This is a genomic window from Pseudarthrobacter sp. MDT1-22 (assembly GCF_054511035.1).
Map to the genome: position 1 here is coordinate 56,880 of NZ_JBTNDK010000014.1, position 22,718 is coordinate 79,597.

The 22,718-nt window shown below is 65.7% G+C and carries 17 protein-coding genes; 7 read left to right on the plus strand and 10 right to left on the minus strand.

Translation table 11 applies throughout. The features are described 5' to 3' along the window. Positions 1 to 49: 49 nt before the first annotated feature. From ACX80M_RS12605 to ACX80M_RS12615, 3 genes are all read right to left on the minus strand, one after another. Positions 50 to 979: a carbohydrate ABC transporter permease gene (locus tag ACX80M_RS12605; protein WP_252613398.1), complete on the minus strand. Its 930-nt coding sequence runs from the start codon at positions 977 to 979 to the stop codon at positions 50 to 52. Further along, positions 979 to 1,899 (minus strand): carbohydrate ABC transporter permease, encoded by a 921-nt coding sequence (locus ACX80M_RS12610; RefSeq protein ID WP_459309773.1) that lies wholly within the window; start codon positions 1,897 to 1,899, stop codon positions 979 to 981. Before ACX80M_RS12610 ends, ACX80M_RS12605 begins: the two co-directional genes overlap by 1 nt. Before the next feature lie 77 nt (positions 1,900 to 1,976). Then, the gene (locus tag ACX80M_RS12615; protein WP_252608843.1) at positions 1,977 to 3,389 is read right to left on the minus strand and encodes an ABC transporter substrate-binding protein; all 1,413 of its coding nucleotides are present in this window, start codon (positions 3,387 to 3,389) and stop codon (positions 1,977 to 1,979) included. A 298-nt stretch (positions 3,390 to 3,687) separates the two neighbouring features. On the opposite strand from ACX80M_RS12615, the gene ACX80M_RS12620 reads away from it, so the two are divergent. Further along, a complete protein-coding gene (locus ACX80M_RS12620) occupies positions 3,688 to 4,836 on the plus strand; it encodes an ROK family transcriptional regulator (RefSeq protein WP_252599353.1) in 1,149 nt (382 codons plus the stop codon). A 20-nt stretch (positions 4,837 to 4,856) separates the two neighbouring features. Here the strand turns inward: ACX80M_RS12620 and ACX80M_RS12625 are convergent, their stop codons facing one another. Together ACX80M_RS12625 and ACX80M_RS12630 are read right to left on the minus strand one after the other, a co-directional pair. Then, entirely contained in the window at positions 4,857 to 5,210 is a 354-nt protein-coding gene (locus ACX80M_RS12625) for a GNAT family N-acetyltransferase (RefSeq protein WP_252599354.1), read from the minus strand. 69 nt (positions 5,211 to 5,279) lie between these two features. Continuing rightward, positions 5,280 to 6,473 carry a serine hydrolase domain-containing protein gene (locus ACX80M_RS12630; RefSeq protein ID WP_252608844.1) on the minus strand — a complete coding sequence of 398 codons (1,194 nt, stop codon included), beginning with the start codon at positions 6,471 to 6,473 and terminating at the stop codon, positions 5,280 to 5,282. 211 nt (positions 6,474 to 6,684) lie between these two features. On the opposite strand from ACX80M_RS12630, the gene ACX80M_RS12635 reads away from it, so the two are divergent. Continuing rightward, positions 6,685 to 7,014, plus strand: coding sequence for a DUF6457 domain-containing protein (locus tag ACX80M_RS12635; RefSeq protein ID WP_248762200.1), 330 nt, complete (start codon positions 6,685 to 6,687; stop codon positions 7,012 to 7,014). A 33-nt stretch (positions 7,015 to 7,047) separates the two neighbouring features. On the opposite strand, the gene ACX80M_RS12640 is transcribed toward ACX80M_RS12635, so the two are convergent. Continuing rightward, positions 7,048 to 9,348: an FdhF/YdeP family oxidoreductase gene (locus tag ACX80M_RS12640; protein WP_252599358.1), complete on the minus strand. Its 2,301-nt coding sequence runs from the start codon at positions 9,346 to 9,348 to the stop codon at positions 7,048 to 7,050. Positions 9,349 to 9,486: 138 nt separating this feature from the next. On the opposite strand from ACX80M_RS12640, the gene ACX80M_RS12645 reads away from it, so the two are divergent. The 3 genes from ACX80M_RS12645 to ACX80M_RS12655 all read left to right on the plus strand — a co-directional run bounded on the left by ACX80M_RS12645 (position 9,487) and on the right by ACX80M_RS12655 (position 15,767). After that, entirely contained in the window at positions 9,487 to 10,683 is a 1,197-nt protein-coding gene (locus tag ACX80M_RS12645) for a TerC family protein (RefSeq protein WP_459309774.1), read from the plus strand. A gap of 90 nt (positions 10,684 to 10,773) precedes the next feature. Then, on the plus strand, positions 10,774 to 14,502 hold the full coding sequence (locus ACX80M_RS12650) for a TM0106 family RecB-like putative nuclease (RefSeq protein ID WP_459309775.1): 3,729 nt from the start codon (positions 10,774 to 10,776) through the stop codon (positions 14,500 to 14,502). 41 nt (positions 14,503 to 14,543) lie between these two features. Further along, positions 14,544 to 15,767, plus strand: coding sequence for an MFS transporter (locus ACX80M_RS12655; protein ID WP_252599360.1), 1,224 nt, complete (start codon positions 14,544 to 14,546; stop codon positions 15,765 to 15,767). 90 nt (positions 15,768 to 15,857) lie between these two features. Here the strand turns inward: ACX80M_RS12655 and ACX80M_RS12660 are convergent, their stop codons facing one another. From ACX80M_RS12660 to ACX80M_RS12675, 4 genes are all read right to left on the minus strand, one after another. After that, positions 15,858 to 16,163: an acylphosphatase gene (locus ACX80M_RS12660; RefSeq protein ID WP_374209875.1), complete on the minus strand. Its 306-nt coding sequence runs from the start codon at positions 16,161 to 16,163 to the stop codon at positions 15,858 to 15,860. 59 nt (positions 16,164 to 16,222) lie between these two features. Beyond that, a complete protein-coding gene (locus tag ACX80M_RS12665) occupies positions 16,223 to 16,768 on the minus strand; it encodes a YceI family protein (RefSeq protein ID WP_248762204.1) in 546 nt (181 codons plus the stop codon). A 158-nt stretch (positions 16,769 to 16,926) separates the two neighbouring features. Next, entirely contained in the window at positions 16,927 to 17,811 is an 885-nt protein-coding gene (locus ACX80M_RS12670) for a pullulanase X25 domain-containing protein (RefSeq protein ID WP_459309776.1), read from the minus strand. Positions 17,812 to 18,052: 241 nt separating this feature from the next. Then, on the minus strand, positions 18,053 to 19,096 hold the full coding sequence (locus tag ACX80M_RS12675; RefSeq protein WP_374209876.1) for an adenosine deaminase: 1,044 nt from the start codon (positions 19,094 to 19,096) through the stop codon (positions 18,053 to 18,055). Positions 19,097 to 19,204: 108 nt separating this feature from the next. On the opposite strand from ACX80M_RS12675, the gene ACX80M_RS12680 reads away from it, so the two are divergent. After that, the gene (locus ACX80M_RS12680; protein ID WP_252599367.1) at positions 19,205 to 21,826 is read left to right on the plus strand and encodes an excinuclease ABC subunit UvrA; all 2,622 of its coding nucleotides are present in this window, start codon (positions 19,205 to 19,207) and stop codon (positions 21,824 to 21,826) included. 193 nt (positions 21,827 to 22,019) lie between these two features. Continuing rightward, the gene (locus tag ACX80M_RS12685) at positions 22,020 to 22,667 is read left to right on the plus strand and encodes a LysM peptidoglycan-binding domain-containing protein (protein ID WP_252599368.1); all 648 of its coding nucleotides are present in this window, start codon (positions 22,020 to 22,022) and stop codon (positions 22,665 to 22,667) included. Positions 22,668 to 22,718 lie beyond the last annotated feature (51 nt).

Sequence of the window (22,718 nt, forward strand, 5' to 3'; positions counted from 1 at the left end):
CGGCGTCCAGTAGTCGGAGTGGACGGCCTTGCGGCCGAATCGCCCGCCATTATCCTTTCTCCGCGCCGGCAGTGAGGCCCTCGGTGAGGAGCCGCTCAGCAGCGAAGAAGATGATGATGATGGGCAGCGTGAGGATCACCGAACCGGCCATCAGCACGGTGGTGGGCACTTCAATGCTGCCGGCCAGCTGGGACAGGCCCAGCGAGACGGTCCAGTTGGAACGGGTGTTCACCAGGAACAGCAGGGCGAAGAGGAACTCGTTCCACGCGATCATGAACACGAACAGGCCGTTGGAAATGATGGCCGGCATGGCCAGCGGCAGGCTGATACGGCGCAGCACGCCGAGCCTGCTGCAGCCGTCCAGGGCCGCGGCTTCCTCCAGGCTGGTGGGAATGGTGTCGAAGTAATTGCGCAGCATGTAGATGGTGACCGGGATGACCTGGGCCACGTACACGATGAGCAGCGCCACCAGCTGGCCGCGCAGGCCGAGCCGCGTGAAGAAGGTGAACAGCGGGATGGCCAGCAGGATGCTGGGGAACAGATACACGGCCAGGAACAGCGCACTGATCTGGCGGCGGCCGAAGAAGTTCAGCCGGCTGATGGCGTAGGAGCCTGGAATGGCCACCAGCAGCGAAATCAGCACCGTTCCCAGCGCCACCATGGCACTGTTGCCCATGAACCTCAGGAAGCCTTGGCCGCCGTCCTCTTGCGGAGTCATGATGTTGCGGTAGGAACTCCAATCGAGTTCGCCGAACGGAATGGCCAGCGAGCCGGGATCGCGCAGCAGCGAGTCAAGGGGCCTGATGGAGAGGATGAACATGTAGTAGAACGGGAACAGCGTCACCAGCACCAGGCCCACGATCACTACCCAGCGGAGCACACCGAAGACCTTGGTCTCGATCACGTCCCGCGTCCAGCGCGAACCCTCCGGGGGCCGGGACGGGGAGGCCGGGCGTCTCGTTTCGACGGGGACAGCCATCAGGAGACCTCCTCTTTCTTGCCGAAGAATTTGATGTAGATTCCGACCATCAGGCCGAGGATTACGGCCAGCACCAGCGCCTGGGCAGACGCGGCACCGATATCGCCGCGCGCGGTCAGGAAGTTGAACACGGTCACGGCCACCACTTCGGTGCCGCCGCCACCGCCGGTGAGCAGGTAGATGTCATCAAAGCTGTTGAACGTCCAGATGAACCGCAGGACGGACAGCATGGCGATGGTGGGCAACAGTTGCGGAAGGATGATGTGGACAAAGCGCTGGATGGGGGTTGCCCCGTCCACCCTGGCGGCCTCCTCCAAGCTGTCCGGAATAGCGTTGATCCGGGCAGTGAGGAACAGGAAGGCGAACGGGAAGGACCGCCACATTTCAAAAACGATAACGGCAATCAGTGCTGTGGGGATTTCGAAGTTCAGGCCGAGGAAGGAGACTTCCCTGGCCCGCTCGCTGAGGAACGGGATGGATTCCTCCCAGCCGAGCAGCTGCTTTCCCCAATAGTTGATGAGGCCAAACTGCGGATCCAGCATGGTGGTCCAGGTAAATGTCACGGCCACGATGGGTGATACGTAAGGGATCAGCATGGACGCGCGGATCAGGGTCCTGCCCTTGAACGGCTTCCGGAGGGCCAGTGCCGCGATCAGCCCCAGGATGATCGCCCCAGCGGTGCCGAAGATGGAGTAGGCCAGCGTAGTGCCGAGCGACGTGAAGAAGCTGCTCGAGAACACGCTGTCGAAGTTGGCCACCGTATACGGGCCGAAGATGCCGGCGGCACGGATATTCAGGATCCGCACTCGCTGGAACGCAAGCAGCAGGGTCCAGAGGATCGGGAGAACCACCATGACCAGGACCAGGACCAGCGTGGGCGAAAGCAACGTAAGTCCGGCCCGCTGCTCCTCCCTGGCCATCGGTGAAAGCATGCGGCGCCCCCGCGGGCCGGCGGCTGATGCCGCCGGCCCGGCAGGAACGTCTTTTTTGACCGAACTCACTTCAGCGAACCCTGGATGGAGCGAAGGGATTCCGCGGCCTGCTTGGCTGCGGTTTCAGGATCGACTCCGCCGGAAGTGACGTCGCTGACCGCCTTGGCGATGGGCAGTTCGCCCAAGGCTGCGCCCACCAGGTCGCCCTGGCCCTGGGTGATGCCCCAGCGCTTCAGGTCATCCGGACCCTGCTCAAGGATTGAAAGGACGTCCTCGGAGTAGAAGTTGCCCAGAGGTTCTTTCCGGTCCACACCGGCGGGCATGGTCTTCCACTTGTCCGAGTATTCAGTCGGCTTGTCCGCCGTTCCCGCACGGACCGGAAGCCTGCCTTCGGGGGCGATGGACAGCCAGTCAACATAGCCGTCGGTCATAAAGTACTCCACGAACTTCTTCGCGGAATCCGAGGCAGAGTCCTTCATGACTGTCCAGGACACAATCTCGCCGAACTGGGCTGGCTGCTCGCCGTCGGGTCCCTGGATACCTGTTACGACGCCCGTGTTCTTGGCGAGGAAGGCAGGATCGGCAACGCACTCCGGGCACGTGGGCTTGGCGTTGTCACGCAGGCCGGCCATCTCGTCCAGGATGAAGGTGGACCATATAGCCATGGCTGCCTGGCCGGCGAAGTAGGAAGCGCGGACCGTGTCCACATCCTGGGCGCCCGGAACCGAGTACTGGGTCAGCATGTCGCGGTAGAACTCAAGGGCACCCACACACTCGGGGCTGTCAAAAGTGATGTCCCCCTGGGCATTGACCATTTCACACCCGTTGCCCTGCGCAATATGTTCGAAGGTCTGCTGGGTAAACGCCTCGCCGGGCTTATTGGCTGCCGCAAGGCCTGCGAGCTGCGGGGTGTCCAGCTTTTGCGCCGCTGCCTTGATGTCGTCATAGGTCTTCGGTGCCGCAATGCCGGCCTTGTCGAAGAGGTCTTTCCGATAGTAGAGGAGCTGCTGCCAGGAGGAGTCGGGGACCGACAGCTGCTGGTCGCCGTCCCGCGTCAGCTCGAGGGCCCGCTCGGAGAATGTGCTTGCACCCAGGCTCTCGATGACCGCCTTGTTGCTTGCGGGGTCCACCAGGTCGTTAGCGGCGAGCGTGCGGACCTGCGCAAGTGAAATGGAGCCGATGACATCCGGGAGGTCCCCGGCTGCAGCGGATGAGGTCAGGACCTGGTTGAACTGGTCCTCCGGCACGCCCACCAGGTCAACCTGAACGCCCGTGGCGGCGGTGAACTTGGCGATGATCTCCTCCGTTTTGGCGACGCGATCCGGCAGGGTGTCCGCCGTCCAGACGGTGATCGCCTGCGTGCCGCCAGTGGTTTGGCCGCCATTCGAACCTTCGTTGGGTGTGCAGCCTGCCAGCATTGCCATGGTCAGCGACGCTGCCGCAATCACGGCCACTTGTGAGCGGCCTCTGGTTCTCATCACTTCGATGCTCCTGTCTTCGGCGGCCCCGGAAACGGTGCCGCGGATTCGCGCGCTGGGCCCCCGTTTCCGTCTGGCCCGGACCGCTTCGGCCGGGCCAGCAAACAGGTACTGAAAAACTTCCCGGCCGTGAGCGCAGTCACAAAGCCGGGACTTGTGCCTAAAGGCTATCCAAATGTTGTCTAGCTGTCTAGCATTAGCTGCAGAGTCAATCGACACGGGCGCAAGCAGGTTGTGCCTCCTCCACCTCAGGAGCACCTAGGATTGCCAAAGTGCCTTTCAACCGTAGGAGCCGCAGATGTACGTGGGACCAGGGGACGTCCTTCAACTGATCCGGTCGGGTAAAGCCCGGACGCGCGGGGACCTCCAGGAGGAAACAGGCATGTCCCGCATGACGGTGGCACAGCGCGTGGATGCGCTCCTGAAGGCCGAACTGATCCGCGAGGCCGGCACTGCCAGGCCATCCGGCGGACGCCGCCCCACTGACCTGGCCTTCAACCTCCAGCACTCCTGCACGATTTCAGCGTCGGTTGAAACAACCTCCACCCGCGTCGCCCTCACCGACCTCAGCGGGGCCATCGTGGCCGATGAGCCCCTGGATATTGCGGTCGACGACGGACCGGAGAAAGTCCTGCACGGCATCATCGAAGCGGGACACAGACTCCTTAAGCGGTCCAAGACGCCGGCGTCGAAGGTCTCGGGGGTGGGCGTCTCCATCCCCGGCCCGGTGGATCCGCACACCCTCCGGCCCAGCCAGCCGCCCATCATGCCAGGCTGGGACGCCTACCCGATCGTGGAGTTCATCCAGGACGCGTTCCCGGTTCCGGTCCTGGTGGAAAACGACGCGGACGCGATGGCTGTCGGCGAATACAGCGCGGGCTTTGCCGGCGTCACCTCACTCTGCCTGGTGAAGGTTTCCACCGGCATCGGCACGGGGCTGGTCATCGGCGGGCAGATCTACCAAGGCGTCGACGGCGGCGCGGGCGACATAGGCCATGTCCGCCATCCTGCTTTCGCTGGGCTGCGGTGCCAATGCGGGTCCTTCGGCTGCCTGGCCGCGGGAGCCAGCGGAGGCGCCATCGCCCGCGAGCTCGCAGGCCTCGGCATCGAGGCTTCCTCAGGGCGGGATGTGCGCCAGCAGCTGCTGGCGGGAAACGTCGACACCATGCGGCTGACACACGAAGCGGGCCGGCGGCTGGGCGAAGTGATGGCCACCGTGGTGTGCCTGCTTAACCCCGCAGTCCTGCTCATTGCCGGAGACCTTGCCTCGTCCTCGCTGATCGGCGGCATCCGCGAAACGCTGTACCCCATGTCGCTACCCCGGGCCACGCGTCACCTTGACGTCCGGCTTGCAGCCCTGGGCGAAGACGCCGGAATCCGCGGGATGTCCTCCCTGTTGGTGAACCAAGTTTTCTCTGCTTCCGCGGTCAACGCCCGGCTCGGCTGAGCGCGGCCGGCAACTGACCGCTACGCCCGAGCGCGCGGGGCCAATGCGGTGTTCAAGAACTCCAGGTGCACCGGCGTGATGGCCACCGCGGCCACCGCGTAATCCGGGTGCTTGCGGACGTACTTCTTGATGAAGGGGCAGACCGGGACGATGGCGCGGCCCTCCTCAACCGTTTCATTGAGCGCCACCTTGGCGAGCTTGCCCGCAAGTCCCTGGCCGCCGTATTCCTCATTGATCACCGTGTGGTAGAAAATCCGCTGCGGCGAGCCGCCGCCGTCGTACTCCTTGTACACGGCTTTACCAATGACGTTCCCGCCGGTCAGCACTTCGAAGCGCTGGCGCTCCGGGTTGTGGCGGATGGTGACATCGTGCACGGGATCTCCTCGGTTCGGCTTCTCGTACAGCCTAACCTCGGTACCCCCCCGCCCTTATTTCGTCTCCCGCTAACAGGCCAGATTGAGCGCGTTCACGGCTGCTTCGGCCATCTCGAGCGACCGCCAGTCTTCGAAACCAACGGGGTCCGGGACGGGTTCACGGGCCACCGCCATGGCCACCTGCCGGGACCCGTCTGCGCTGATCAGCGCGAGTGCCGCATATCCCCGCACCACGCCGACATGGCCAAAATAGTCATTATTGGAGCACTCGTCGTACTGCCTCACAAGGCCAAGGCCGAACGTTTCGTACTTTGGATGATGCATCTCCTGCACGCTTTGGAGCGTCAGCAGGGTCCCTTTCTGCAGGGCCGCGAAATAGGTGTTGAGTTCCGGGACGGTGGAAATCATCCCGGTGTCGGGGGAACCGGTGTGGAAAGGAGCGAGCGCTTTGTCCTCCAGCTCGCCGGTTTCCGTCCGGGTGTAGCCGTGGAGCATCCGCTGCGGGCCCGGCTGCTCCCCCGTCATCAGGGTGTCCTGCAGCGCCAAGGGCACCACGTTGTCGTCGTGAATGACCTCTCCGATGTCCTTGCCCCGCAGCTTCTCGACGAGGAGGGCTGACGCCGAATAATTCGTGCCGGAGTAGCTGTACAGGCTGCCCGATCCGCCGGTCCAGGGCATGCCCGCAACGAACGACACACGTTGTTCATGGGTGAAGGGCCCGTCAACTATGTGGATGGGCGATACCCAATAGTCGGGCATCCCGGACCGGTGGCTGAGGAGGCTGCGTATGGTGATGGGTCCAGGCGGCTTGATGATGTTCTCGAAGTCCGGCAGGTACTTCTGGATAGGGTCATCCAGAAGGACTTTTCCCTCCTCCACCAGCTTCATGACGGACACCGCCACCATGGTGGTGGTGATGTCGCCGATATGGGTCTGGTCACTCAACTGCACGGGTTCCTGGGTTTCAAGGCTGCGGATGCCTTCGGCCGAGGACCATTCGCCCAGCCTTGACTTCAGCTGGATGATGACGGCCGTCGCTCCTCTTGCGCGCATTTCCTCGCTGTACTTTTCCAGCACAGCAACAAAGGCCCGCGTCTTCGGGGCCGTCGCCGTCGCCGTCGCCGGAGAGGATTGAACAGTCGGGGACTGCTGATCTGGCGGATCCGGGGCGCTGGTGCAGCCTGCGAGCGAGGCCAGCAGCGCGGCCGCTGCCACGGCGACCGCAAGGCCGGAGGAGCTGAATCCATGAACGACTGCCTGCACCCACGTCCCTTCACGGGGCCGGTCAGCAACTGAACTCCCAAGAGACCGCCAACTGCCCCGGCACCTTCGATATTCCTCAGGGCAAAACGGAGTGTCAAGGACGCTGCCGCAGCCCGGTGACGCAGCCGCCCAGGCCTTGTAGTGTCGTTGGCAATGGGCCAGGACTCCCCCTGCCGCCCACCAGCAGCGAACCGGCAACCTAGGAGCGAACATGACTGTTGACGAGAACGAAGCCCAGGTCCTGGACCAGTGGACCCAGCGACTGGCCCAGGCACTGCAGATCCTGGACCTGGAGGTGGATCAGGAACTCCTCCTTGATCTGGCCAGGAAGTCTGCCGGCTCGGTGATCCATGCGGCTGCACCGGTCACCACGTTCCTGGTGGGTTACGCCGCAGGGCTCGCCGCCGGCAACGGCAGCGCCGGATCCAAGGAAAAGTCGACGGCGGCAGTCACCCAGGCGGCCGACGTCGCCTTCCGGCTGTGCGAGGACGGGCACGACGGCGGCCCGGCGGCTGGGGGCTGGGCGGACACGGGCCAGTAGGGAGCCCCGGCCACCGGGTCTCGCTCCCCACCGTTAACCGGCTACCGGCTCCAGCCGGACGATCACTTCCTTCGACGCCGGCGTCTGGCTGCCCTCGGCCACGCTGTCCAGCGGCACCAGCACGTTGGCCTCAGGGTAGTAGGCTGCCGCGCAGCCGGCCGCCGTGGGGTAGGAGACCACCCGGAAGTTCCGCAGCACCCGCTCCACGTTGTCCTGGTACACGCCGTGGATATCCACGTGCTGCCCGTCGCTGAGTCCCAGTTCGGCGAGGTCCCCAGGGCTGACAAACACCACTTCGCGGCCCTTCTTGATGCCCCGGTAGCGGTCGTTGTTGCCATAGATCGTGGTGTTGAACTGGTCGTGCGAGCGCATGCTCTGCAGGATCAGCGTTCCGGCCGGCCGCTCCATATGTTCGAGCTCGTTTACGGTGAGCATGGCCTTGCCCGTCGGGGTGGTGAACGTCCGCGAATCCCGTGGCCCGTTCGGGAGCACAAAACCGCCGTCCTGCCGGATCTTCCGGTTGTAGTCCTCGCAGCCGCTGACCACGTGCGAGATGTGGTCCCGGATGAGGTCGTAGTTCTTCTCGAACCCGGCCCAGTCCGCCTGCACGGAGTCACCCACCACTTTTTGGGCCAGCCTGCTGACGATGGCCACTTCGGACAGCAGGCCAGGCGCCACCGGCTCCACCGTCCCGTGTGAGGCATGCACGGCGCAGACCGTGTCCTCCACGGACACAAACTGCGGACCCGATTCCTGCATGTCAATCTCCGTGCGGCCCATCGTGGGCAGGATCAGCGCCTCGGCGCCGGTGACCGTGTGCGAGCGGTTGAGTTTGGTGGAAATCTGGACCGAGAGCTCGGTGTTCTCCATCGCCGCGAACGCCGCGTGGGTGTCCGAAATGGCTCCCACGAAGTTACCGCCCATGGCCACGAAAACCTTGATGCCGCCGTCGCGCATTTGCCTGATGGTTTCGACGGCGTCGACGCCGTGTTCGCGCGGCGGTTCAAAGCTGAATTCCTTGCCGAGGGCGTCCAAGAATGCCGGCGGCATCTGCTCCCAGATGCCCATGGTGCGGTCGCCCTGGACGTTGCTGTGGCCGCGGATGGGAGAGGCACCGGCGCCGGGCTTGCCGATATTGCCCCGGAGCAGCAGAAGGTTGATGATCTCCTTGATGGTGGCCACACCCTTCTTGTGCTGGGTGATGCCCATGGCCCAGGTGATGATCACCTTCTCCGCCCTGAGATAACGGTCTGCGAGTTCGTCGATATCCTCGGTCCGCAGGCCAGTGGCCGCCAGCACGGCAGCCTCGTCCAGCTGGGAAAGGTGCTCGCGAAGCTCCTCCAGACCTTGGCAGTGTTCGGCGAGGAACGCGTGGTCCAGCACCGTGCCCGGATTCGCAGCTTCGGCGTCCAGGACCCGCTTGGAGACGGCCTGGAGCAGGGCCATGTCCCCGCCGATGCGGACCTGCAGGAACTGGTCGGCGATCTCCGTGCCGCGGCCAATGATCCCCTTGACCTTCTGCGGGTTCTTGTAGCGCATCAGGCCCGCTTCCGGCAGCGGATTCACGGCCACAATGCTGGCTCCCGCCTCCTTGGCTTCCTCCAAGGCGGTCAGCATCCGCGGGTGGTTGGTGCCCGGGTTCTGGCCCATCACGATGATCAGGTCCGCCTTGGCGAAGTCATCGTAGGAGATGGTGGCCTTGCCGATGCCGATGGTCTGGCCCATGGCCCAGCCAGAGGACTCGTGGCACATGTTGGAGCAGTCCGGCAGGTTGTTGGTCCCGTAGGCCCGGACAAACAGCTGGTAGAGGAACGCGGCCTCGTTGGAGGTCCGGCCGCTGGTGTAGAAGGCGGTCTGGTCCGGGCTCGACAGCCCTTTAAGCTTCTCGGCGACGATGGTGAACGCCTGCTCCCAGCTGACCGGCCGGTAGTGGTCCTCCCCCGCTGGCTTGTGGACAGGCTCGGTGAGGCGCCCCTGCATCCCCAGCCAGTACTCGGACCGCTGCCGCAGCTCACTGACCGGGTTCTCGGCCCAGAATTCGGAGCCGATCACCACCGGAGTGGCCTCCCAGGTGACAGCCTTGGCGCCGTTTTCGCAGAACTCGAACGTCTTGCGGTGCCCCGGGTCCGGCCACGCGCAGCTCATGCAGTCGAAACCGTCCTTCTGGTTCAGGGCAAGCAGGGTTTTCCCGGTCCTGACCAGGCCCATGTGCTGCACGGCCGGCTCCAACGAGTGGTAGACGCCCGGGACGCCGGCGGCCCACGTCTTGGGGTGGCCGCTGACCTCGATGTCAGCCTCGTTGGCCTCTTCTACGTGCGGGTTCTTGCGTGCCACGTTGCACTCTCCTTGGTTCAAGCTCACATCGGCAGCGCACCGGTTTTCAGCGCGGTGTGACGGTCCCAGTCCACCCTTATTAAGGGGGTCATCCAAGTCAAGCAGGACTAACGGCAAACGCCTAGGTAGGGTGGACTGATGGACGTCCCTCCCTTTGTCTGGACCCTGACCATCGCGGGAATTGTGGGCCTGCTGGCTTTCGATTTCTTCTTCCATGTCCGTAAGGCCCACACCCCCACCCTCAAGGAATCGGCCATCTGGTCCTCCATCTATGTGGGGATCGCCCTCCTCTTTGGCCTGGGCGTGCTGTTGTTCGGCGGCACCACTATGGGCACCGAGTACTTTGCCGGGTACATCACGGAGAAGGCACTGTCCGTGGACAACCTCTTTGTGTTCCTGATCATCATGGCCAGCTTCAAGGTCCCCCGTGCGGACCAGCAGAAGGTGCTGCTCTTCGGCATCGTGTTTTCGCTGATCGCCCGGACGGCGTTCATTTTCCTTGGCGCCGCTTTGATCAACAGCTTCGCGTGGGTGTTCTACATCTTCGGCCTGATCCTGCTGATCACAGCGGGGAACCTGCTCAAGCCGGACAATCACGACGGCGACTCCGAAGGATTGGTGGTCAGGCTCGCCAAAAAGTACCTCCCGGCGTCGGCCCATTACGATGGCGACAAACTCTTCACCCATGAGAACGGCAAGCGCGTCCTCACCCCGATGCTCCTGGTGATGGTTGCCATTGGCGGCACCGACATCCTGTTTGCACTGGACTCCATCCCCGCCATCTTCGGCCTCACGCAGAACGTCTTCATCGTCTTCACGGCCACCGCGTTCTCGCTCATGGGCCTGCGCCAGCTCTTCTTCCTGATCGACGGACTGCTGGACCGGCTGATCTTCCTTGCCTACGGTCTCGCCGCCATCCTCGGCTTCATCGGCGTCAAGCTCATCCTGCATGCCCTGCACGAGAACAACCTGCCGTTCATCAACGACGGCGAGCACGTCAACGTCATCGAAGTCAGCACCGGCGTGTCCCTGACCGTGATCCTGGGCGTCCTGGCGGTCACCGTCCTGGCCTCGATCTTCAGCCCCAAGGGCAAGGCCAAGAACGCGGTTTCCGGCGCCAAACGGCACGCCACCGAATACCTGGACCTCAACTACGAAACGGACATGGCGGAGCGGGACAAGCTCTTCGCCCGGATGGTCCGGGAGGAAGACCAGATCCGCAGCCTGCCGGAGAAGTACAAACGGCTTATCCGCAACGAAACCGAATTCATGGACCTCCTCCGCAAAGCCCACACCGAGCACGACGACGCGCAGGTGCGGGCAGCACAGGACTAGCCGGGGGCCTTATTGTCAGCCCCTCTTGCTAGATTCAAACCAGCGCCAGGGGAACTGCCCTCCGGCCAGGCACGTCAATGGGGAGGCCCCGTGTTTCTGCTCGATCCAGCCAGCGTTGATCCCGGTACTGTTGATCCGCGCCTCGCTGATCCCCGCCCCAGCGCGCAGCAGGACCTGGTGTTTTCCGCCAGCGATCTGGTGGCCGCCAGCGAATGTGAGTACCGCACGCTCCGCATCCTGGACGAGAAACTGGGCCGGTCCCCCAAGGCGCAGTTTCCCGACGACGAAATGCAGCGCCGTGCCGGGGCGCTCGGTGACAAGCACGAGGCCAAGGTCCTGGCCGGCCTGATCGCGCAGTACGGCGCTTGGGACGCCAGCCGCGGGGCCGGGGTGTACTCGATCGAGCGCGGGGAAAACACGCGCGGCGAGCTGCTGGCCAAGCACGCTGAAACGGAACTCGCGCTCCGCGCAGGGGCCGATGTCGTCTTTCAGGCAACTTTTTTCGACGGCGAATTCCTGGGCTACGCCGACTTCATCGTCAACGAGGCAGCCGGCACCGGCAATCCTGGACGCTACGAGGTGTGGGACACCAAGCTGGCACGGCACGCCAAGGTGGGCGCGCTCCTCCAACTCGCCGCCTACGGCGACCAGCTCATCGGCATGGGACTGGAACCGTCACCCCGGGTCACGCTGGTGCTGGGCGCCGTGATGGACGGCGATTACGTCCGCAGCCACCACTCCCTAGCGGACCTGCTGCCGGTCTTCCGCGAGCGCCGCGACCGCTTCCGCGCCCTGACCACCGCCCACCGCGAGGCCGGTTCGGCGGTGCAGTGGCAGCAGCCCGGCGTCGCGTTCTGCGGGCGGTGCAACTACTGCGCCGAGCAGGTCCAGTCCCACCGGGACCTCCTGATGGTGGGCGGCATGACCACCCTCCGGCGGAAGAAACTCATCGCCGACCACATCACCACCATCGACGCACTGGCGGATCTCCCGCTCAGCAAGGCCACCGGCTCGGTGGCCCGGCTCCGCGACCAGGCCAGGATGCAGCTGGGCCGGGACGTTCCGGACGGTTCCCGTACCTTCGCCAAGGACGGCGAGGATCACACCGTCACGTTCAAGGTGCTGCCGGAGAACGCCCTGGGGGAGATCCCTCGGCCCAGCCCCGGCGACATCTTCTTCGACTTCGAGGGCGATCCCCTCTGGCAGGACCCCGCCACCGGCAAGTGGGGGCTGGAGTACCTGTTCGGCGTCATCGAGGCGCCCGTGTTTGACGCTAACGCTGCTGACGCCCACGCCGCCGACAAGCCCGTGTTCCGGCCCTTCTGGGCGCATTCGCGCAACGAGGAGCGGCAGGCCTTCCTGGACTTCCTCGCCTACGTGGAAGAGCGCCGGGCCAGGCACCCCGACATGCACGTCTACCACTACGCCGCCTACGAGAAATCAGCGCTGCGGAACCTGTCCGTCACGCACCTCGCCGGCGAGGACATCGTGGACAACTGGCTCCGCGACGGCCTGCTTGTGGACCTCTACGCCACCGCCCGGCATTCGCTGCGGATCTCCGAGCCCTCCTACTCCATCAAGAAGCTCGAGCCCCTGTACATGGGCAGCAACCTCCGCTCCGGGGACGTCAAGGACGCCGGAGCGTCCGTGGTGGCGTATGCCGGTTACTGCGCCGCCCGGGACGACGGCGACGCCGCCGCGGCCGCCCACATCCTGGCCTCCATCTCCGACTACAACGAGTACGACTGCCTCTCCACCCTCCGCCTCCGCGACTGGCTGCTGGGTCTGCGCGGGACGTCTGCCTCACGCGCGGCGTCAACCGGAACAGCCGACGACGGCGGGCGGCCGGCGCCGTCGTCCGCCGTTGCTGCCCCGCCACCAATTCCGGAACCCGAACCAACACCGGAGGAACGCCGCCTGCAGGCCTACCTGGCCGGCCTCCCGGACAACCGGCCGTGGACCAACGACGAACGGGCCATCGCCATGGTGGCGGCAGCTACCGGATACCACCGCCGCGAGCGCAAGCAGTTCTGGTGGGAACACTTCGACCGCACCGAGTCCGAGATCGACCACTGGTCTGAGGACCGCAACGTGTTTGTAGTGGATACCGCGGAAATACTGACCGACTGGGAGCTCGCAAAGCCCACGGCCCGGATGCGCACCCGCACGCTGAGGCTGACCGGAGTCATGAGCGAAGGGTCGGAGTTCAAACCCGGGAGCACCTGGTGCCGGCTCTACGATTCCCCGGTCCCTGATGGCCTGGATGATCCGCTGGGAACCCCCACGGGCCGCGGCTTCACCTTTGGCACGCTGGTGACCGCTGTGGAGGACCACCCGCGGGTGGCCGGCCAGACCATGATCACCATCGAAGAGCGGGAAACAGGAAAGGTCCCCGCCTACCCGCATATTCCGGAGGCGCTCACCGAGGACCAGCCCATCCGCACCGCCAGCATCGAATCTGCCCTGGCCGAGCTGGCCCAGAGGGTCGGCGCCTCGGTCCCCGTCCTTCCGGAACACCCCGGCGTCGACATCCTGCGCAAGGTGCCGCCGCGCTTCCATTCGATGCCGGGTCCCGCCGCCGTCGGCAAGGACGCGGCCGATGCAGCGGACTACGTCACGGCGATCACCGCAACGCTGCTGGACCTCGATCATTCGTACCTTGCCGTGCAGGGCCCTCCCGGGACGGGCAAGACCTACGTCGGCTCGCATGTCATTGCCCGGCTGGTGGACCAGGGCTGGAAGATCGGGGTGGTGGGGCAGTCCCACGCAGTGGTGGAGAACATGCTGTGCACCGCGATCGAAACCGCCGGTGTGGATCCGGCGCGGGTGGCGAAGAAGCTGGCCGCCCCGCATCCCGTGCTGTGGCACCGCACGTCCGACGACGACGTCGCCGCGCTGCTCGCCTCCCCCGGCGGCTGCCTGGTGGGCGGCACCGCCTGGACCATGACAGGCAGGTCCGTCCCCGCTGGATCCTTGGACCTGCTGGTCATTGATGAGGCCGGCCAGTTCTCGCTGGCCAACACCCTGGCCGTGGCCCGCGCGGCCACGCGGCTCCTGCTCCTCGGTGACCCGCAGCAGCTGCCGCAGGTTACGCAGGGCTCGCACCCGGAGCCCGTGGACGAGTCCGCCCTGGGCTGGCTCGCTGCCGGGCACGCCACCCTCCCCGGCGAACTGGGCTACTTCCTGGCGGACAGTTGGCGCATGCACCCGGACCTGTGCCGGGCCGTGTCCGTCCTCAGCTACGACGGAAAACTCGAGGCTGCGCCTGCGGCATCCCTCCGCAGCCTCGCGGAACTGCCGGCCGGGGTGGAAACAGTCTTTGTGGACCACAGCGGGAACACCAAGTCCTCCGCCGAGGAAGCTGCCGAGGTGGTCAGTCAGGCCCAGCGGCACATCGGGCTGAAATGGCTTCCCGGCGACGACAAGCCGGCCAGGCCGCTGAACCCGGAAGACATCCTGGTGGTGGCCGCCTACAACGCCCAGGTCCAGCTGATCCGGCAGGCCCTGCACGACGCCGGGCTGCCGGGTGTCCGGGTGGGCACGGTGGACAAGTTCCAGGGCCAGGAGGCGCCGGTGGTCCTGGTGTCCATGGCCTGCTCCGCAGTTTCCGAGGCTCCCCGCGGGGCCGAATTCCTGCTGAACCGGAACCGGATCAACGTGGCAGTGTCGCGGGGCCAGTGGCGGGCCGTGATCATCCGCTCCCCCGAGCTCACGAATTACATGCCGGCCAAACCGGCGCTGCTTGAGGAACTTGGCGCTTTCATCGGCCTCAGCGCGGGTATCCACAGTGTTCTTACTCACAGCCGCGCAACACTCTGAGAAACCGTGTTCTCACCGCTGAATCAAGGTAAGTTCGTGGCGTGACCTCCCAGAGCAACAGGCTGCCTGTCGGCGCCCTGATAGTCCTTGCCGCCATCGGCTTCACCGCCATCACCACTGAACTCCTTCCCTCCGGTCTGCTGCCCCAGATCAGCGCCGACTTCCGGGTCTCCGAGGCGACCGCCGGGTACCTGACGGCCGGTTATGCGGCCATCATCGTGGTCACCGTGATCCCTTTATCGCTGCTGCTGTCGCGGGTCCCGCGCCACTACCTGCTCATCGCGCTGATCCTGTTCTTCGCGGCCAGCAACGCCTTGGTGGCCATCGTCTCCGATTTCGGCGCGGCCATGGGCTCACGCGTGGTGGGCGGCATCGCGCACGGCCTGCTGTGGTCTGCCATGGCCCCGTTTGTGACGCGGATCGTCCCCGCCCACAAAGTGGGCAAGGCACTGGCCATCGTGTTCAGCGGCAACAGCCTGGGACTGGCCATCGGCGCCCCGGTGGGCACCGCCCTGGGCAACATCGTCGGCTGGCGCGCGGCGTTCCTGGTCCTGGCCGCCTCCGGGGTGGTGCTGGCGCTCCTTGCCGTGTGGCTGCTTCCCCCAGTGCGGCGCATCCCCGATGCTCCGCACCCATCCATCCGCAAGGCGATCGGCCAGCCGGGAGTGAAGACTGTCGCCGTTGGCTGGCCGCTGATGCTTATGGCCCATTTCGCCTTGTTCACCTACATTGCGCCGTTCTTGCGCGAGGTTCGGCTGCCTGACTTCAGCATCCCGCTGTCCATCAGTGTTCTCGGTGTTGCCGGGCTGGTGGGCATCTGGATCGCTGGCATCACCGTGGATTCCCGGCCGCGACGCTGGCTCCTGATCACTGTCGCCGGCGTTGTAGTGTCCGTGGCCTTGCTCCCGCTGGTGGGAAGCGTCCTGCCGGCCTTGGCGCTGCCGGTCACGCTGGTCCTGATGTTGGTCTGGGGCACGGGCATCGGCGCGATGGGGATTTACAACCAGTCGGCCATCCTCCGGGCCGGTGGCGAGTATAGGGACGCCGCCAACGGGCTGACGGTGCTGACCATCCAGATCGGGATCATGATCGGCGCGATGTTCGGCGCCGCCGCCCTCACCATCGCGGGGCCGCTCCTGATCCCGACCGCCGCCGCAATCCCCGCCGTCGTCGCGTTTGTGCTGATCCTTGCCGGACGGCGGCACGCCTATCCGCCGGGGCCGAAAGAACGCCAGGCCACTTTGGCCGAAGCAACGTCCCCATAGTCTCCAGACGGCGCCGAAAGAACGTCACCAACTTCCACATAGCCCGCTCCCGCGCGGGCCTTCTCGGCGGAACCAGTCAGCGGGGCCCTCTCAGCGGGCCCTGAAATCCCGGAACGATCCGTCGGCCGCGGAGATTGACTCCTCCACGCGTTCCACCCGGCCGGGTGCGTTCTCCGACCTCAGCCAGTCCAGGAGCTTTTGGATCTGCTGCTCCGGCCCCTCAGCCACGATGGACACCGAGCCGTCGTCGAGGTTCCTCACCACACCCTTGAGGGCCAGTTCGTCGGCCTTGCCCATCGTCCAGAAACGGAATCCGACCCCCTGCACCACGCCAAAGACGCGGGCAGAGAGCCGGATATCGCCGTTATCCCGGCGCAGATTATCCCGGCCAGGGATGTCCCGGCCTGGGATGTCCCGGCTGGAGTCATCCCGTCGCCCGGAAAACCTCATGGCCGTCAGGACTGCTTAACCAGCGCAGCTTCGACGTTGATCTTGACCTTGTCGCTGACCAGCAGGCCGCCGGCTTCCAGGGCAGCATTCCAGGTCAGGCCAAACTCCTTGCGGCTGATTTCGCACTCCGCGGAGAATCCTGCGCGGGTGGCACCAAAGGGGTCCACGGCTACCCCGGTGAACTCGACCTCCAGCTCCACCGGCTTCGTGATTCCGCGGATGGTGAGATCGCCCGTGAGAGTGTAATCCTCGCCGTCGCCCTCCACCGAGGTGGCCCGGAACGTCATCTCGGGGTACTCCTCCACATCGAAGAAGTCCGCGCCCTTGACGTGTCCGTCGCGGTTGGCGTCGCCGGAATCGAAGCTGGCCGTTTTGACCGTGGCGTGAAGCGAAGCGTCGGCGAGGGATGCGCCAACGCGGGCTTCGGCCGAGGCGTCCGTGAAACGTCCCCGGACCTTGCTGATGCCCGCATGCCGGACAGTGAAGCCAATCTCGCTGTGCGACATGTCCAGCGTCCAGACGCCCGAGGTAAGGCCTGAAGGTAGGGTCACTTTTGCATCTCCTTTGTGGGAACAGTGCTGTGGAAACCGGCCAGGACGACCGGTTTCCACACTGCTTCACTCCGGAGTTTTTGTCCAGATACCGACCCAAAATCCGCCCCCAGATGCCGTTATCTGGACGAAAACTCAGCAGGCGGGGGCGGGTCCGGTCAGTTGATGGTGATGTCCCGCGTGCGGTGGTCGTAGCGGATGGTGACCGTGCCGCCGTCGTGGTGCAGTTCGTGGTTGGGGCCATCGAACGTGCCGAACGCGCCGTAGTTCTCGTCCCACGACCGGTTCAGGGCGATCTTGAAGGTGTACGAGCCGGCGGGCAGGTCGGCGCTGATCTTCCACAGCTGGTCCAGGGCATCGAGCGTCAGCTGGGCCTCGTCGTACTGCGGGGCCCAGTTTTCCGGCGCGCCCAGGATGGTGTTGAAGTCGCCGGCAACCGCAATGGCCTCGGGCTGCGGGAAAGTCTCCACAGCAGGCGCTTCTGCCGTTACCTTGGTCCCAGCCTTAGCTACAGTTTTGGGCGCTGCCTTGCGCGAGCGGACGGCCTTGACCACGGGCTCTACGGCGTCCTCGATGGCGTCCTCAATGGCCTTCCCGACAGCGTCGGCGGCCTTCTTAGCGGGCGTCCGCTTTGCCGGGGCCTTCTTGGCGGGAGCCGCCTTGACTGCCGGTGCCGGCGCCGGCGGAATGGCGACGTCGGCAGGAACCGGAGTGCCGGCGTCGAGCGCTGTGGCGAAGGAATCCGCATCGGGGAAGGCGACCGTGGCGCGCATGCCGTCATCGGTGATGGTCCAGCCGGAACGGCCCTTGACCAGCCAGCCGGCCTTCACCAGCTTGGCCGTGGCGGACGTGAGCGTCTTGTGTCCACGCGGAATGCCACCGCTGAGCAGCGTGGCCTCGTGATCACTGAACGGCACGCGGGCGGTGGCTTCCGCCAGAACCTCGCCGGCATTGAGTGAACCGCCGGACCATACGCCTTCCGTCAGGACGTGCAGCACGGTCTTGAGTCGGAGGTCGGTGTTATCTGCGATGGACTTGGCCATGATTCCCCTTGCGTAATGCGATCTGTCACTAGGCATCCTGCCAAGACCCTGTTAAATCGCGCGACTTGAATTGGTTAACTCTGCGTGTCGTGACCGACTATGACGCGGATTACAGCAGAACTGAGGCAGGAGTCTCGGCTACGGGGCTGTTTACTCAACCCTGGAGCGCAAATCCCGAGTATCGCCGGGCTCTTCCCGGACGCGCTCGGGCACTAGTGTAGCGAGCCGGAACCCCGCGGAGCTACCCGCCGTTCAGCTCGTCCAGAAGCTCCGCTTTGCGCTCCTCGGAGGCGAACGACGAATGGATGGAATTGGCCGCGAGCCGTGCCCTGTCGAAGTCCGAAAGGTCAAAAACGGCCTTCAGCTGGGAGAAGTTGTCGTCTACGTACCCACCGAAGTACGCCGGATCGTCGGAGTTCACGGAGACGTTGAGCCCGGCGGCGAGCATGGCCGGCAACGGATGGTCCGCCAGGGTGTCCACGGCACGCAGCCGCACGTTCGAGAGCGGGCAGACAGTCAGCGGAATCCGGTCCTCCACGAGCCGTTCCACCAGGTCGGGGTCCTCCATGCAGCGGATGCCGTGGTCAATCCGTTCCACTCCCAGGACGTCCAGCGCTTCGATAATGTACGACGGCGGCCCCTCCTCGCCTGCGTGCGCGGTCAGCCGCAGGCCCGCTTCGCGGGCTTTGGCGAACAGCCGCTCAAACTTGGCCGGCGGGTAGCCCACCTCGGCCGAGTCCAGGCCGATGGCCGCGATGGGGGCATTCATGGCCAGCAGTCCGTCCAGGACCTCCAGCGCGGATTCCTCGGACTGGTCCCGCAGGAATGCGGCAATCAGCAGGGTGGACATGCCGAAGTCCTCCTGGGAGGTGGCCAGCGCCGACGCCACCCCTTTGACGCAGGTTTCCAGGCTGACGCCGCGGGACAGGTGGGCCTGCGGATCCATCATGATCTCCGCGTGCCGGACCCCCGCGGCGGCGGCGCGGGCGAGGTAGGCGCGGGTCATATCGGCGAAGTCCCGCTCGGTCTGCAGCACCGCCATGTTGGCGTAGTACAGGTCCAGGAAGGACTGCAGGTCTGTGAACTCGTACAGTCCCCGGAGCTCCTCCAGGCCTGAGTACGGGAGGGTGATGCCGTTGCGTTCGGCCAGTTCGAGGATCAGCTCCGGCTGCAGTGTGCCCTCAATGTGCAGGTGCAGTTCCGCCAAAGGCACCAGCTGCGCCGCTTCGGTCTCGGGCAGATTCGTCTCCGAAGCTTCCGTCCCTGGAAGTTCCGTCTCAGGCATTTCCGTGCCTGGTCCCGTCTGTGGCAGCGGATCGGCGGCGGTGTCCCGGTTGTTGTCCATCGGGTCAGGATATCGCCCGCCGGCCGGTTCGCGGCTAGAGTCGGATCAATGCGGAACCCTAAACAGGCTGACGATCTTTCCCTTCCCACTCCCCGCCATCTGGCGGACGGCTTCGTCCGTGTCCGGGGCGCGCGGGAGAACAACCTGCGAAACGTGGACGTGGATGTACCCCGCGACTCCATCGTGGCTTTCACGGGGGTCTCCGGCTCGGGAAAGTCGTCACTGGCTTTCGGCACCATCTACGCCGAAGCGCAGCGCCGTTACTTCGAATCCGTGGCGCCGTACGCACGCCGCCTCATCCAGCAGGGCCATAATCCCAAGGTGGAGATGATCTCCGGGCTGCCGCCCGCCGTCGCCCTTCAACAGCGACGCGGCGCCCCCAGCAGCCGTTCCACCGTGGGCACCGTGACCACGCTCTCCAATTCGCTCCGCATGCTGTTTTCGCGGGCGGGCACCTACCCGGTCGGCGCCGGTCAGCTGGACTCCGACGCGTTTTCGCCGAATACAGCGGCCGGCGCCTGCACTGAATGCCACGGACTGGGGATCGCGCACACCGTCAGCGAGGAATCCCTGGTCCCGGACCCCGCGTTGACCATCCGGGAAGGTGCCATCGCGGCGTGGCCCGGCGCCTGGCAGGGCAAGAACCTCCGGGACATCCTCAGCCACCTGGGCTACGACGTGGACGTGCCCTGGCGGAAGCTGCCCAGGAAGCAGCGCGACTGGATTCTGTTCACGGACGAACAGCCCGTCGTGGAAGTCACGCCCGAGCGGGACCGCGTGGCCAAGCCGTACAAGGGCCGCTTCTGGAGCGCCAAAAGCTATGTCCTGCACACCCTGGCGGACTCCCAGAGCGCCGCCATGCGCGAGCGCGTCCTGGCGTTTATGGAGTCCGGCCCCTGCCCGCGCTGCAGCGGCACCGGACTCCGGCCCGAAGCCCTTGCGGTGTCCTTCGCCGGCCGGAACATAGCCGACCTCAATGCCGCACCGATGGCCGAGCTGGCCGAAATCATCCGCCCAACCGCCGGGCTCAAGGAAGCCGGAACCGCGTCACGCCGGCAGTCCTCCGGCGAGGAAAACGAGGTGGCCGTGGCCATCACCGCCGACCTCCTGCAGCGCATCACCGTTCTCCTGGATCTGGGCCTCGGATACCTGGCGCTGGGCCGTGCCACCCCCACCCTCTCCCCCGGCGAAATGCAGCGGCTCCGGATCGCCACCCAGCTCCGGTCCGGGCTGTTCGGCGTGATCTATGTGCTCGATGAACCGTCCGCCGGCCTCCACCCGGCCGACGCCGAACCGCTCCTGGCGGTACTGGACCAGCTCAAGGCCTCCGGTAACTCGGTGTTCGTGGTGGAACACAATATGGACGTGGTCCGCCGGGCCGACTGGCTGGTGGACGTAGGTCCCCGCGCCGGGGAAGGTGGCGGCGAGGTGCTCTACAGCGGTCCGGTTGCCGGGCTCGCGGCCATCGAGGAGTCGGTCACCCGGCCCTTCCTGTTCGACGACGGCGGGGCGCGCGGCGGCGGGTCCAGCGGGCCCGACGGCGGCGAGCCACCTCGTGCAGGCACAACGCCTCGTGCAGGCCAGGTCCGGGAGCCCGACGGATGGCTGGAGCTCGCGGGGATTAGCCGGCACAACCTCAAGGACCTGGATGCGCGGTTCCCGCTGGGCGTTCTGACGGCAGTGACAGGGGTGTCCGGCTCCGGCAAGTCCACCCTGGTGACGCATGTCCTCGGGGAAGTTGTGGGATCCGGGCTGAAGAATCACCAGGCTCCGCAGCTGGCCGAACCTGATGATGATGCGGGCCCGGCCACGGCGTTGTCTGTGGGACCGGTCAGTGGCGCGGAACGGATCGACAGGCTGGTCACGGTGGACCAGAAACCTATCGGGCGAACCCCCCGCTCCAACCTCGCCACCTACACAGGCCTGTTCGATGCGGTGCGCAAGGAATTCGCGGCCACGGAGCAGGCCAGGGCACGCGGGTTCGGCGCCGGGCGGTTCTCCTTCAACGTGGCCGGAGGCCGCTGCGAAACCTGCCAGGGCGAAGGCTTTGTGGCGGTTGAACTGCTCTTCCTCCCGGGCAGCTACGGGCCGTGCCCTGAGTGCGACGGGTCCCGCTACAACCCCGAGACCTTGGAGGTGACCTACCGGGGCAAGAATGTGGCGGAAGTGCTGCGCCTGACGGTGGATGCGGCCACCGGATTCCTGGCCGACATTCCGGCCGCGGCCCGCAGCCTGAAGAGCCTCGGGGATGTGGGCCTGGGCTACCTCCGGCTGGGCCAGCCCGCCACGGAGCTTTCCGGCGGCGAGGCCCAGCGCATCAAGCTGGCCACCGAGCTTCAGCGTGCCCAGCGGGGACATACCCTCTACCTCCTGGACGAGCCAACCACCGGGCTCCACCCCTCCGACGTTGAACTGCTGATGGCCCAGCTCCATGGCCTGGTGGACAGCGGCAACACCGTGGTGGTGGTGGAACACGAAATGGCCGTTGTGGCGGCGGCGGACTGGGTCATTGACCTGGGCCCCTCGGGCGGTGACGCCGGCGGCCGGATTGTCGCCGCCGGAACCGCCGCCGACGTCGCGGGTTCCACCGCCAGCCGCACCGCACCGTACCTGGCCGCGGCACTTCCCCAGCCGGTCACCAGCGGACCACCAGAAATCATCTCGGTTTGATAACGGACCGGCGATGTCCTAGCGTGAAATACAAGCCCGCCAAGCGGGCGACATGAATGCCCGGTGCTGCCTCCACCAGAACTGCCCGGCCGGCAGACACCGAAAATTGACCTCTATATCGTCAGGGGCGGGCAGTGGCGCAATAACCTCCGGGGACGGACCGAGCGCTGGTGGCCTTCAGGAGCATCACACCATGAACAACACCACCATTCGTACTGCCGCACGCCGTGGAGTAGCCGTCGCTGCCATTTCCGCAGCCGGCCTTGCACTCTCCGTCACCGCAGCAAACGCGGCCACCGACGGCACAACCTGGGATTCACTGGCGCAGTGTGAAAGCGGCGGGAACTGGGCCACAAATACCGGCAACGGCTACTCGGGCGGCCTGCAGTTCAGCGCCAGCACGTGGGCTGCCTACGGCGGAACCGGTTCCGCAGCCGACGCCAGCCGCGAGCAGCAGATCGCCGTGGCCGAACAGGTCCAGGCATCGCAGGGCTGGGGAGCGTGGCCGTCCTGCGCCGCGGAGCTTGGCCTGAGCGGCGGAGGGGGTACGACGGCGGTGGCTCCCCAGAGTGCACCGGTCCAGAGCGTGCCAGTCCAGGTGCCTGTGGAGAGCGTGCCAGCGGTGCCTGCCGCGACGGATGCCGTGACGGCTCCGCAGCACGCCGCGCCCGTGGAACTGAGTGGCGAGACCTACACGCTTGAGCCCGGCGACACCCTGAGCACCGTCGCCGACAAGCTTGGCGTTGAGGGCGGCTGGCAGAGCCTGGCGGACGCCAACCTTGACATAATTGCCAACCCGGACCTCGTGTTCTCCGGGCAGGTCCTCCAGCTTCCCGCCTAAAGCTTCAACACTTTCCGCGGGATCCGCCCCTTTCCCCAAGAACGACGGCCC